At 41.2% G+C, this 13164-nt stretch carries 12 protein-coding genes and 1 tRNA gene; 7 read left to right on the forward strand and 6 right to left on the reverse strand.

The window, feature by feature from the left end; genetic code table 11:
• Positions 1–6 precede the first annotated feature (6 nt).
• Positions 7–1092: a histidinol-phosphate transaminase gene (locus tag HZA77_00265; GenBank protein ID MBI5373837.1), complete on the reverse strand. Its 1086-nt coding sequence runs from the start codon at positions 1090–1092 to the stop codon at positions 7–9.
• 108 nt (positions 1093–1200) lie between these two features.
• Here HZA77_00265 and lnt point away from each other — a divergent pair, with 108 nt between their 5' ends.
• The 4 genes from lnt to folD all read left to right on the forward strand — a co-directional run bounded on the left by lnt (position 1201) and on the right by folD (position 5547).
• A complete protein-coding gene (gene lnt / locus HZA77_00270; protein MBI5373838.1) occupies positions 1201–2760 on the forward strand; it encodes an apolipoprotein N-acyltransferase in 1560 nt (519 codons plus the stop codon).
• A gap of 99 nt (positions 2761–2859) precedes the next feature.
• Positions 2860–4248: a Do family serine endopeptidase gene (locus tag HZA77_00275; GenBank protein ID MBI5373839.1), complete on the forward strand. Its 1389-nt coding sequence runs from the start codon at positions 2860–2862 to the stop codon at positions 4246–4248.
• Positions 4245–4673 carry a hypothetical protein gene (locus HZA77_00280; GenBank protein ID MBI5373840.1) on the forward strand — a complete coding sequence of 143 codons (429 nt, stop codon included), beginning with the start codon at positions 4245–4247 and terminating at the stop codon, positions 4671–4673. Before HZA77_00275 ends, HZA77_00280 begins: the two co-directional genes overlap by 4 nt.
• A 16-nt stretch (positions 4674–4689) precedes the next feature.
• Positions 4690–5547 (forward strand): bifunctional methylenetetrahydrofolate dehydrogenase/methenyltetrahydrofolate cyclohydrolase FolD, encoded by an 858-nt coding sequence (gene folD / locus HZA77_00285; protein MBI5373841.1) that lies wholly within the window; start codon positions 4690–4692, stop codon positions 5545–5547.
• 18 nt (positions 5548–5565) lie between these two features.
• Here folD and HZA77_00290 read toward each other — a convergent pair whose 3' ends face one another.
• The 5 genes from HZA77_00290 to HZA77_00310 all read right to left on the reverse strand — a co-directional run bounded on the left by HZA77_00290 (position 5566) and on the right by HZA77_00310 (position 10992).
• Entirely contained in the window at positions 5566–6990 is a 1425-nt protein-coding gene (locus HZA77_00290; protein MBI5373842.1) for a PAS domain-containing sensor histidine kinase, read from the reverse strand.
• A 26-nt stretch (positions 6991–7016) separates the two neighbouring features.
• On the reverse strand, positions 7017–8537 hold the full coding sequence (locus HZA77_00295) for a hypothetical protein (GenBank protein MBI5373843.1): 1521 nt from the start codon (positions 8535–8537) through the stop codon (positions 7017–7019).
• Positions 8538–8588: 51 nt separating this feature from the next.
• A complete protein-coding gene (tilS, locus tag HZA77_00300; GenBank protein MBI5373844.1) occupies positions 8589–9989 on the reverse strand; it encodes a tRNA lysidine(34) synthetase TilS in 1401 nt (466 codons plus the stop codon).
• A gap of 13 nt (positions 9990–10002) precedes the next feature.
• Positions 10003–10076, reverse strand: a tRNA-Met gene (locus HZA77_00305).
• Positions 10077–10347: 271 nt separating this feature from the next.
• Complete coding sequence (locus HZA77_00310; protein ID MBI5373845.1) at positions 10348–10992, reverse strand: hypothetical protein; 645 nt, start codon at positions 10990–10992, stop codon at positions 10348–10350.
• A 474-nt stretch (positions 10993–11466) separates the two neighbouring features.
• On the opposite strand from HZA77_00310, the gene HZA77_00315 reads away from it, so the two are divergent.
• The 3 genes from HZA77_00315 (at position 11467) to HZA77_00325 (ending at position 13150) form a co-directional block, all read left to right on the forward strand.
• Positions 11467–12543, forward strand: a complete 1077-nt coding sequence (locus HZA77_00315) for a hypothetical protein (GenBank protein MBI5373846.1) — start codon at positions 11467–11469, stop codon at positions 12541–12543.
• Positions 12544–12770: 227 nt separating this feature from the next.
• On the forward strand, positions 12771–12926 hold the full coding sequence (locus tag HZA77_00320) for a hypothetical protein (GenBank protein ID MBI5373847.1): 156 nt from the start codon (positions 12771–12773) through the stop codon (positions 12924–12926).
• 62 nt (positions 12927–12988) lie between these two features.
• Positions 12989–13150: a hypothetical protein gene (locus HZA77_00325; GenBank protein ID MBI5373848.1), complete on the forward strand. Its 162-nt coding sequence runs from the start codon at positions 12989–12991 to the stop codon at positions 13148–13150.
• Positions 13151–13164 lie beyond the last annotated feature (14 nt).

Below are 13164 nucleotides of genomic sequence, written 5' to 3' on the forward strand. Positions count from 1 at the left end.
CAGTGTTTACAGCACCTTTTTCAGCGCTGATATGAACTTGCGGTTGTCCTTCGCTGTACCGATTGTGACACGAAATGATGTTGGAAGTCCATAACCTGCCATGGGTCTTACTATTACTCCAAGCTTTAAGAGCTTTAAAAAAATCTCATTGCAGTCAATCCCGCAATCAACAAGTATGAAATTAGCCTCGGTTGGCACATAGTCTAATTCCATGCGTTCGAATTCACCGTAAAGATATTCTTTCCCTTCAGCGTTAAGCGTTCTGCTGCTCTCAACATGTTCTTCATCAGACAATGCAGCAAGAGCTGTAATCTGGCCGGCGGAATTTACGTTGAAAGGCTGTCTTATCTTGTGCATGATCTCGACTATCTCTTCATGTGCAATTCCATAGCCGACCCTCAGTCCTGCAAGTCCGTATATCTTTGAGAATGTCCTGAGTATCACAAGGTTTTTTCTCATTGAAAAAAGCTCTATTGAGTTCGGATAATCTTCATCCATGACGTACTCTGCATAGGCCTCATCGAGAACGATCAGTATATCTTCAGGAACTGAGTACAGGAAATCTTCAAACTCCTTGTTCCTGACTATCGTTCCCGTAGGATTATTCGGATTTGCTATGAATATCATCCGCGTATTATTTTTTACGGCTTTACGCATCGCCTGTAAATCATGGGTGTAGTTTGAGAGAGGAACAATTATTTTTTCGCCGCCAACGACCTGTACCAGCATCTGATAAACTGCAAATGCCTGGTTTGCAATTACTGCACTCACCCCCGGCCGTATGAATGCCCTGGTCAGTATCTCGATCAGCTCGTTTGACCCATTCCCGATGATGAGGTTGTTCTCAGAGACTTTGAACCGCAGGGCAAGTTCCCGTTTGAGATAAAAAGAGTGGCTGTCAGGATAAAAGGACATCTTCTTGAGCTCTCCTTTTAAACTTGCCACTGCCTTTGGCGATGGCCCTATCGGATTTTCATTGGATGCAAGCTTTACCGCATCCCTGATGCCGAACTCCCTTTCAACCTCTTCAATGGGTTTTCCGGGATTATAGGGACTGATATCCAGTATGTATTGCGGCACAAATTTTTTCATAGCGAAAGGTTTTAACTTTTTAAAATCCTTGTTGTCAAGCTCTGTGTTGACATGGATGCAGTTTTACTTTAGCTTTGCTTCGATATGATTATTTCTTCTTTAAAGCCTTTGAAAATTGTCTACGCTGCCGCAAGCAGTGTATGTTTTATTCTTAGCTTCCCTGATTATAACTTATTTTTTCTTGCATGGATTTTTCTTGTTCCTTTGTTCAGGGCAATTGATGATGAAACTCCCTTAAACGCTTTTTATATTGGCTGGTTCTCAGGAATACTCGCCTTTGCAGGTACAGTTTACTGGGTTACGAACTCAATGACGAATTACGGCGGCATAAACCCTGTTCTCAGTATCTTTTTCCTTTTCCTTTTATCAGCCTACCTCGGGCTTTACACCGGATTATTCTGCCTTGTTTACCGGGAGTCTGAGATTAAGCTGGGAACATTGCCTGCTCTTTCTTCTGCTCCTTTTCTTTGGGTCTCCCTCGAATATCTGAGAGGGCATCTGTTAACCGGTTTTCCCTGGTCGCTTATTGGGTATTCGCAGTGGGACATGACTTCTTTTATACAGGTCGCAGATATAACCGGAATCTATGGAATCTCTTTTGCACTTATAGCTCTTAATGCGGTCATCTATTATGTTTTTTCCCCGGCGTCATCAATTGTCCATCTTGCAACTCTGAAAAAGCGGGCTCTGATTTTATTTGTTCCCTTTGTCATGCTTTTATCCTTCTGGATATACGGGAAATCCCTTGAAGGGACTTATAAGGATAGCGCTTTGAAGGATAGAGCTTTGCCTGAAGATTCTGTTAATGTTGCCGTTGTTCAGGGGAATATAGAGCAGAGCCTTAAATGGGAAAGAGGCGAGCAGATTGAATCCATTGAAACCCATAAGAAGCTTACAGAGAGGAGCCTTGATTGCACCCCTTCTCTTGTAGTCTGGCCTGAAACAGCTCTTCCATTTTATCTTGAGAAAGAGCCTGCTTATCTCCAGGCAGTAAGCTCCTTTGCAAAGGAAAGAAATATTTATCTTCTTGCCGGAAGCGTAGGTTTCACAAAAAATCAGTCGGGAAGGGATGATGTATATAACAGCGCTTTTCTGATTAGCGCTGATGGTAAAATTAATGGAAGATATGACAAGAGACACCTTGTCCCGTTCGGCGAATATATACCCCTTGAATGGCTTTTCAGGATAACGTACTTCGACAGGATTATAGGCGACATAGGCAGCTTCAGCGTTGGCAGCGAGAGCAGGGTTTTCAAGGTCGACAAAGGTGCGTTTTCAGCCATCATCTGTTATGAACTGATATTCCCTGAGCTGGTGCGGACTTTTGTTTCCTCAGGAGGAGAGCTTCTTGTGAATATAACGAATGAGGGATGGTTCGGGAGGAGCTCGGCTGCAGAACAGCATTTTACAAATGCAGTCTTCAGGGCGATAGAGAACAGGGTCTACGTGATCCGGTCTGCAAATACCGGCATATCAGGTTTTATAAGCCCGGCAGGGGAGGTGCTTCAAAAGACGGAAATGTTTGAACCTGCCTCGTTTTGCAGAAAGGTTTATTTTTCAAAAGTCAGGACTTTTTATACCAGGTTCGGTGATATCTTTGCATTCTCATGTATTGCCCTTTCTTTGCTCTTCCTGATTTTACCGGCAGGTAAAAATCCTGATAAATAGCCCAAATAAAGAGATTGATAATAGCAGGTCTTTAAAGTATAGTTTTTACAAATATTCCCTTCCTCAAAGGGGGGTGGGGGAGATTTAGAAATTATAAAAATGAAGAAAAATAAAATCATAAACAGCAGTCTGTTTTTTCTCCTGGCTTTTTCGTTTTTTGCGGTTTTCCCGTCTGCTGCAGCCGAGAAACCTCTTACCTTTGTTGAGCTTGCAAAGATAGTCAAACCATCAGTTGTGAATGTCTATACTACAATAATAAAATCTGAGTCTGAAGTGAAAAAGAATTTCCATGATGATGAAGAGTTTGAGTCGCAGAAAGATTTTTTCCACAAATTCTTCAATGAGCCGCCTATGAGGGAATACAACAAGAAAAACCTCGGGTCGGGCGTTATAATTGATAAATCAGGATATATACTTACGAACAACCACGTAGTGGAAGAGGCGACAAAGATTCGTGTGTCGCTCGCAAACGGCAGTGAATACGACGCAAAGCTTGTGGGGAAAGATGAAAAAACTGATCTTGCACTTATAGAGATCAAAGCCGAGGGGGATTTGCCTGCGGCAAAGATAGGGAATTCAGATGCGCTCTCCGTAGGGGAATGGGTCATGGCTATCGGGAACCCGTATGGTCTAGAGGAAACTGTTACAGTAGGAATAGTCAGCGCCAAGGGACGGGTGATGGGAGCAGGACCTTATGATGATTTTATCCAGACAAGCGCATCGATAAACCCGGGCAACAGCGGCGGCCCTCTTGTCAATATGAATGGGGAGGTAATCGGTGTAAATACACTTATTCTATCCCGCGGCCAGAACCTTGGTTTTGCCATTCCGATAAACATGGCCAAGAATATTTTTGAGCAGTTGAAAATAAAGGGAAAGGTTGTGAGAGGATGGCTTGGCGTCTATGTGCAGAAGGTAACGCCGGATATGGTTACTTTCTTCGGACTTGATTCTCCCAAAGGCGCTCTTGTCTCAGAGGCTACGCCCGGAGGTCCGGCTGCATCGGCAGGCATTTTAAGAGGAGATGTGATAATATCATTCAATGGTATACCAATAAACGATGTAAATGAACTTCCCCGAATGGTTGCTGGTTCTCCGGTTGGAACGAATGTAAAAGTCGGTCTCATAAGAAAAGGAAAGAAAATGGAGATTTCCATTGTCCTTGGAGAATTAAAGGAAGAGCTTTTGACAGAGGCCTATGAAAAGAAACTTCAGACTTTTGGTATGTCTGTTGATTATCTGACTTCTTCTCAGGTCCAGAAACTTGGCATTGGTGACGAGGCCGGTCTTTATGTCTTAGAGATGCAGCCAGGCCAGGCCAGTGAAAAAGGAATAAAGCGGGGAGACCAGATACTTGAAGTCAACCGCATTCGTATGAAAAGCATGGAAGATTATGAGAATATTCTTAAAGACAAGAATGCCAATGTGATATTGTTTCTTTTGAAAAGAGGAGATAATACATTCTTTGTAACCATGGAGAGAGAATGAAGATAACTGATGCTAACACTCACAGATTTATAAAGGTATTTTTTGCTCTGTTGCTGATTCTCATAAGTATTGCACCGGCGACTTCTTTTTCTAAAGAAAAGGGGAGTGCAAAAAAAGGAGCAAAAAATCTCAAGACCGGACAGGGTGAGACCAAGAAAAAAGATACAAAAAATAACGGCCACAAGAAAGTAAAAGGTATAGTCGAGGACATTGATTTTGATAAAGGGATAATAACCATACGTGATAAGAAGATGAACATCTATCATCTTGAAATGCAGGGGAGCAAGTGGGTGGATGAAAAGGGAGAGAAGATTGACAGAAAGAACATAAAGAAGGGCGAGAAGATAGCAGTAGATTATGATGTGATGAATGAGGGGAAGCTTGAGGCTGTTGAAATAAAGAAAAAACACGGGACCGGGCAGTAAGTAATAGGGGATTAAAATGAGCGCTATGATTATTGACGGGAAGAAAATCGCCGGAGAAATCCGGACTGAAATCAAAAATGAGGTAATGACCTATAAAGCACAGGGGAGAAGAGAACCGGCTCTCGCGGTTGTATTGGTAGGCGATGACCCGGCTTCATCGATATACGTTTCAGGAAAGGAAAAAGCCTGTATCGAAGCAGGCATAAAATCAATAGTAAAACGCCTTCCGTCAGATATAAGTCAGGAAAAATTGGTTTCCATAGTAACAGCGCTGAATGTTGATGATAGGGTTGACGGAATCCTTGTGCAGCTGCCGCTGCCTCATCATATTAATTCTGATATTGTGATGAAGTGCATCGACTCGTCAAAGGATGTTGACGGATTCGGAACAGACAATCTTGGCAAACTTGTGCTGAACAAACCTTTTCTTGTTCCATGTACGCCTGCGGGAATTATTGAACTTCTGAAAAGAAGCGGCTGTCGTATAGAGGGGACACATTCCGTGATAATCGGCAGAAGCAATATTGTCGGGAAACCCGTCGCACTAATGCTTATGCATCTTAATTCCACCATAACAGTCTGCCATTCAAAGACGCAGAATATCTCCGAGATAGCGAGGTCAGCTGATATTCTTATAGCAGCAATAGGAAAAGCTAATTTCGTAAGAGGAGATATGGTAAAGCCCGGCGCTTATGTGATTGATGTGGGGATAAACAGGGTGGACGGGAAGCTTTTAGGGGATGTCTGCTTTGACGAAGCAAAAGATATTGCCACGGCGATCACCCCGGTTCCCGGAGGTGTGGGACCAATGACCATTGCAATGCTCCTCAAGAATACGATTACCGCCTACAAGTCTAATGTAGGGATCTCATGATTTCTGATTTGACCGGTATTAAACTATGTTTTGTTTGTCCGGCTTTGCAGGCAGGTAAAAAAGAAATTTAGTTCCTTCGGCGATACGGCTTTCCACATTTATGACACCACCGTGGGCTTCTATTATTGATTTTGCAATTGCAAGCCCGAGTCCGGTTCCCTTTATCTTCCCTGATGTCTTTGCTCTGAAATATTTATCGAATAAGAGAGGCAGTTCACTTTCAGATATTCCGCTTCCGGTATCTGAAACGCTTGTGATGGCTCCTTCCTCCTGAGCTCGCACGTTGATGCTGATTGTGCCTCCCTTCTGGGTGAATTTTATTGCATTGTCGATCAGGTTGCTGCAGACACGCTCGATCTGGAGATGGTCTATTTCAAGGACAACCGGCTCAGGAGGAACTGTCACTTCAATATTTATCCCCTTGTTTTCCGCCTGTCTCAGGTGATTTTGTATTACATTCTTTATGAGATCTGCATAATTCACCTTCTGGAGATTGAGCTTTATTATCCCTGCTTCGATGCGTGACAGGTTAAGGAACTCATCAATGAGCTTAAGGATCTTCTTCCCGCTGTCACTGATCATCTTAAGGAATTTTTCAAAATTGTCTCCCTTGCCTTTCCCGTATTTTTCAATCAAAAAAGTAGAGTTGAGGATTATTGTGTTAAGGGGGTTCTTGATGTCGTGTGTGACCATTGATATGAAATCCGCTTTGAAACGCTCAATTTCTTTTTCTCTGGTTATGTCGCTCAACACTATTATGTTTCCCACAAGCTCGTTGGCAGTGCCTGCATTGCCTCCGGGAGGGTCGTCTTTAAGGGGTGAAACAGTCACCTTGTAAATATTCTCATCATTCTCATTTTTTATTTTAATTTCCTTGGTATGTTTTTGTTCGATTATAGATCCCATGATTTCGCGGATTTCAAAATTAGAAATAAGAGAGAATATGTCTTTCCCTGATGTGTCGGCGGCAGTGATGTAAAAAATATTCTTTGCCTGTGAATTAATGGTGAGGATCTGGTTTTTCCTGTTAAGTACCAGGATTCCTTCCGCCATGTTCTCGATTATTTTTTTTGTCTTCCCCCGCTCATGTATGATTTCCCTTGTGAACCGGTCAGACATCGAGATCTTTTCTTTTTCAAGCTCCGCTATTTTCTTTTCATAGAATGAGCGTGCCTGAAGCAGGTTGGTCGTATATGAAGCGATTGTTTCCGAGGGATTGTAGCGGTAAAGTGGATGTTGAAGCCCGCCTTCTCTCAGCAATATTCCTTTTTCTGCAAGCTCTTCAAGCTCATTTTCAATCTCAAATACATCCCTGTTTATCCATCGGCTCAAGCCTTCCGGTGAATCTATGGCGGATGGGTTCTCCTGATAGAATTTCAGGATGTCGAGTTTATTGGTGGATGTCGCCACCTTTTTTACGAAATCTTCGAATGATTTTATCATTAATTACCTTAAACTTCCCTTGGTTATTATTCCTCTGTTATCTTCTCTTTCCTTAAAGCCTTTTCATAAAGAGACATGTTCGCAAGTATTTCTTTTAACTGCATATCGACCTTTTTGGGAGAACCGCTCATCACTCCTTCGCGTCCTTCGAATTTGGTCATTACCTCGATTCCCCCGTTGTTTATCCTGTACTCGTGTATTCCCTTATCATGATCGGAGCCGCCGACTTTTATTACCGACAAAGCCCGGCGTATCTCACTTTCAAGTTCAACATAACGGAATGAGATTATTATTGGGATAAGACTGAACATCTCCCTGTGTCCTGATGCCGAATTTTCAAAAATCTCCTTCAGCTCAAGTGTAAAAAGTGCAGTTATCCTGTTCGTTGAAAAGAAGTCTACCAGAAAAAAAATAAAATTTTTAAGATAATTCTCATCCTTGATGGCATCTATGAGGTCATTCAATGAATCGAGCACGACTCTTTTAACCTCCATTTCCCTGCATATCTTCTTTATCGAATAGCCGAGCTCATCAACTATAAGGTCCATTGGCGAGCGGTACAGAATCTCGAATGTTCCCTCTCTCAAAGCATGATCGAGGTCAATGGAGTAAGATGTGGCAGAGTTTATTATCTCCTCGGGACGGTTATGAAGGGATATGAAAAGCCCTTTTTCTCCTTCTTCAAATCCTTCATTGAGAAACTGTATTCCCAGCGTCTTTTTGCCGGTCCCGCTTGAGCCTGCTATGAGAGCCGTCTTCCCTTCCTGAATGCCGCCGCCCAGCATTCTGTCCAGGCCGCTTATTCCGGTGCTTAAGCGTTTTATCATTCCTTTTGGTATGTCGCTTAAGTCATAGTTTTTAAGATAACATGAAGGGAATATATTTATTCCGCTTGTATCAAATATAAAAGAATGTTTTCCTGAAATATAATCCTGTCCGCGTGATTTCAGTATTTCCATGAATCGCTCCCTTTTCCTGTCACCGCTCGGCTCATAGCTCAGCCTGATTACGGTATCGACAACATAGTCTTCAACAGAGGAAAGGTTTTCCTGCGGGGACAACAGCAATTCTCTTGTCAATATGGTCGCAGATTCCCTGGCAGAGACTGCATATATGACCTTGTTTACCATTTCACGGTAATCGTTCGCTGTCTCCGATATCCTTTTGAACTGTGTTATGGAATCAATGAATATCCTTTTTATGCCGAGCTTTTCGTATATGCTGTTAAGATGGCTTTCAGGGTCTGAAAGCATGTCAAGAAGTGCCTTGGGGGATGTCTGTATTACATGGATGCTTCCTTCGCTTTCAAGCTTCTTCAGGTCCCATCCATAGTTGACGGCGTCGCGGTAGAGCATCTTCGGCCTTTCCTCAAGGGTGACTATGATACCTTTTTCATTGAATTTGGTTGCGCCGCTGACAATGAACTGGAGTCCGAATGTTGTTTTGCCTGAGCCGGCAGGACCTTCAAGGAGTATGCAGTTGTCGCGTGGAACACCGCCGAGGAAGATGTCATCTAACCCTGGTATACCTGAATAGAGAACTTCCATAACCCCCCCCCGCTACATTAATAACATTTTATAGAAATGAAGACTATAAAATCAAGAGATTATCTTAAGCTGAAGTACACGAGTGGTTTTATCATCAACTTTGAAATGTTCGCTTATCCTGAAACCACCTACCCATATAATATCATCACCTGAAAGAAAAATGGGTACTTTATTCCTTTTGTGACGGGGAAATTTTATGTCCACAAAAAAATCCTGTAGCTTTTTCTTTCCTCTGAATCCGAGCGGGGAAAAAAAGTCTCCTTTTTCCCGTCCTCTTATTTTTAATGGAAGCTTGAGTTTTCCGAGATCAATGAGAGCTGTATCAGAATCTGTTTTTAATGTCTTAAGGTCTTTCCGCTCTAATATCTTACCCTCGATTGTAATGCCCAACTTTTCAAGTGAGGTCTCTCCCGGAGGGGTGAAATAAACCTCAATCCCATTTACAGTTGACTTTCCTGTTTCTGCCGAGAACATTATCTTCTCATAATTGTTTGTTACCCTTACTCCTCCCGGCAGGTGGAGCATATCTCCGGGATTGGAATAAGAAATGAAGTCTATAATCTTTTTTATGTGAGCGCTTGTTATCCTTGTCCACGGTTTTTTGAATGCAGACAGGATACCGGCTACTGCTCTTCCGGCAATCGCTTTATCAACCGATGATAATGCGCTTTTCTCAACTTCAATCTCAACTTCCCCCTTTGGCTTTATCCAGTCATCTTTAAATCTCTGAGCCTCTTTTTTTATGAATTCATCTTCAATAGATGCAATCTCCATTGTCCTTTGCATTGATTCGTAAAAAGATGGAGCTAATTCAGAAATGACCGGGATGAGTTTTCTTCTTATCCGGTTCCTGATAAAATTGTCAGACAAGTTGCTTGAATCTGAGATGAAGTCTATTTTAGCTTCTCTAAGATAACTGCGGATATCATAAGCTCTTATATTGATTAATGGCCTTATTATCTTAAGCGTTTTGTTGTATGGAGAAATTCCCGTAAGTCCTGACACGCTTGTGCCGCGCAACAGGTTTATAAAGAATGTCTCTATACGGTCATCTAACGTGTGCCCTGTTGCGATCTTATCTGCCCCTGTTTTTTCCGCAGTTTCCTGAAAGAATTTTAGCCTTGCATAATGGCAGGCAGACTCAAGGGAAGTCTTGAGTCTCTTTTTCTCTTCCATGCCGTTTATTCTTCCAAATGTCCCTTCAATGCCAAGAGTGCCGGCTATATCCCTTACGAATGCCTCATCCCTGTCGCTTTCATCTCCTCTCAGAGAATGATTGAGGTGGGCTATATGGAGCTTAAGATTTAAAGGTTCCCTGAAATATGAATTCAATGCATGAAGGAGAAAGACAGAATCTGCACCACCTGAAACGGCAATGACGATTGTTTCTTCCGGCTCGATCAGGCTGTATTGAGATAGAGCCTCTCTGATTTTGGAAATGATATGGTCCATTTAAATGAAAAAATAGCGGTGCAGGGAATCGAACCCCGGACACTGCGGATATGAACCGCATGCTCTAACCATCTGAGCTACACCGCCCTGCAAAATGCAAAATCTGGCATTATACTTCGTCAGTGTCCGGTTCGCAAATGCTCACATACGGAAAAGTATGCTCCGCTTTGCTTACCGTCCACTTCCTCGTCTTCCGCTCAGATTTTGCATTTGCGGAAAACAGGGTTTTTCTAAAGGACGATACGGTATAAAATTTGCAACGGAAGTCTAAAGTTTTAAAGGCAAAAGTCAAGGAGATATTGAGAAATAAAAAAGCCCCGATTTTGCATCGGGGCTCCAAAAAGTCTTTTTAATTTTCTTATTCTGTTACAGTGAGAGTCCCTGAAATTGTCTCAACTACTTTGGTTCCCTTCTTAAGGAATGCATTCGCTGCTTCTAATGAATAATTATATGTGCCCACTTCCTGTCCTATTGTCCCGATAGCATCACTCTCCAATGTGCCAACAAGGATTTCAGAATCGATTTTTATTCCCTTGTTCCCTGCTTTTGCGAATGAGCCTGTTGCAGGATTAAAACTTACCTCTGCGACAGGATTACCATTTGAATCTGTTCCTTCAGCTTTAAAGCTTCCTGCTACTACCTGTACTTTTGTGATTTTGGTGCCAGCTGAGTTCACTGTTATCTTGACTTTTCCTGTGATTGTAACTTCTCTTGAATCACCTGTGGAAGCAAATTTCATTTCAAGGTTAGCCGTTGTTGTTGTCTTCTTGTTCCTGAGCGTACCAAAATTCATGGTAAGCACTGGGCGGCTGCCTGCAGGCTGAGAGATATTGGCAATGATTGTTTTGTCTGTTACGCCGGAAAGGCTAAGAGTTGTGGTGCCATTTTTAATATTTTTAATAACAAAATAACTGTTTTTTGCAAAGGCATCTGAACTTGAAAATGTGAATACAACACCGATCGCAAGCGCTAATAAAAGAACCAGACTTTTTCTTCTCATCATTTTCCTCCCTAATAATTTTTTAATATGGCTTACTTTATAAAATAACATTGCCTAATAAACAACAACTTCTTTTTACCACCCCCCTTTAAAATGTTCTTCAATATTTATTTCAATAAAAGGAAATTTGAAATGTTGTTTTAAAAATATGCATTTTTTTAAAATTTTGCCACACTTTAATTTTAACAATTCTATTCCTGCACATTATTATTCTTATGTCAAGTCCATTATAAATAATAAAACTTTATGTCAATTAGTGTTGTGCATATAGCATAGAATGAAATATTGCAAAATTTTAAACAACAATAAATTTCGTATTCCATGCTGTCAAGGCGTTTTTTAATTGCGAAGGTATTTTCCTGTTGACGCTATTAGCTTTTTTATGATAGCGAAACAGGCTTCCGGCGCTCCCTTCAAAACCTTATTATACATGGTGGGACAGAGGGGCTTTTATATATATAAAATGGAAGGAAACGTTTGGTACTCCGACAACTCCGTTATTATTTGTTGATAGTTTTGGTAATGATTACCGGTATTATTGCACTTCCTTTTACCGGCAATGCCATGGAACCTCCCGGAAAGCATTTTTCTCTCCAGCTTGACACTCCTATGGCTTACTCCCTCGGCAAGGGCGTTCTTGAGTTCACCCTCTTTACCGAGGCGATGAATGATACTATTGATGTTTTTGATTTTAAGCAACGCTCAGCAGGAGATAACCTTGACCTCAAATCCCTTGGAAATTTTGGAAACTATCAAAATTACGGCGGGATTTTTAATTTCGGACTTACCGACAGGATAATGCTGTCAGTGAAACTTGAGTTCCCCAAGATAGATTACGGTATTGATGACCTCGATATTACGAGGTTAAATGCAGGGCTTAAATGGACTTTCATGGAGGAAGACAACGTCCTTCCCGCGCTTGCCATTGGAGCAGGTTACAGGAATGACCGCGGGGACAATATAAAGAGACGCTTTAGTTCAATAACTATTAATGCTGAGGGCACTGAGCTTAACTTTAATTTTACCAATCCACAGACAATTACCATAAGCGGCGTAAAAGATGAGACGTTTATGGTAAACCTCTATGCAAGCAAGTATCTTTTTAATGACTTTGCAGTACATACTTTTGCAGGCTACGGCAAAACAAATGTCACGTCAGACTTTTCAACTTCCCTGAAAATAGACAAGGTTCAGAACCTGCTCAAGAACCTTGAGTATGACGAGGATGATTTTACGATAGGCCTTGGTTTCCATTATAAAATAACTGACTGGATGGTGCTTAACGGGAATTACAGGTTTGTCTACCTTGACCGCGACATAGATAGTGAGATAAGCAGCGGAGAGAAAAGGAATGACATAGTTGATGTAAAACTGAATTTCATCCTTGGAAAATATATTTCAATGACACTTGACGGCAAATATTTGAGACACAATTTTGTCGGAGAGATACCTTTTATTTATAACAAATTCACCGCAAAACAGTCATCCCATGAATACGGCTACGCCGGAGTCGGTTTTACAGTTCATTACGACTATACAGACCTTTTTGAATAAAAACTAAAAACGTTCTTATTTTCCCTTGACATAATTTATAATATTGTTAGTTAGAGTAACTATATAGCTGCTGCTGTGAAAAGTGGATATCACACTTTGATTATTGTTAATGCCGGACCTATTTCTGATGGGAAATAAAAGCAGAAGGGTCATGTGCAAAAAAAGGAAATATAGGAATAAAATGGAAAATAATAATCTTCACTAAATGTATAATATAGGGGAGGGCAATGGGAAAAGATAAAGAAACCAAAATCAATAAGTCCGAAAAAGAGAAGGAAAGAAAAAAGAAATTCTCAGAGCCTGAATTATTCGTATATGATAATCTGAGCGACATCACACTGTTTACAACTGCATCCAATGCAACAGGTACGTCATTTTTCTGATGATGTTCTTTATTTGTTTTTTTGCAGGAACTAAAACAATTTTATATGTTCCATGAAAGATTATGAAAAAAAATAAAAAAGAAAATCAGAAAATCCCATTGGAAAGAAAATCCGAATCAGGAAAAAAACAATTCCATGAACCATCTATCAGGGTTTACAGCAAACTCGAAGACATAACACTTTTCACCTCAGTGTCCAATGTTAGCGGGACTACGTTCTTTTAATATAAATATGACAG

The organism is Candidatus Schekmanbacteria bacterium (genome assembly GCA_016219965.1).
GTDB lineage: Bacteria > Schekmanbacteria > GWA2-38-11 > GWA2-38-11 > J061 > JACRJM01.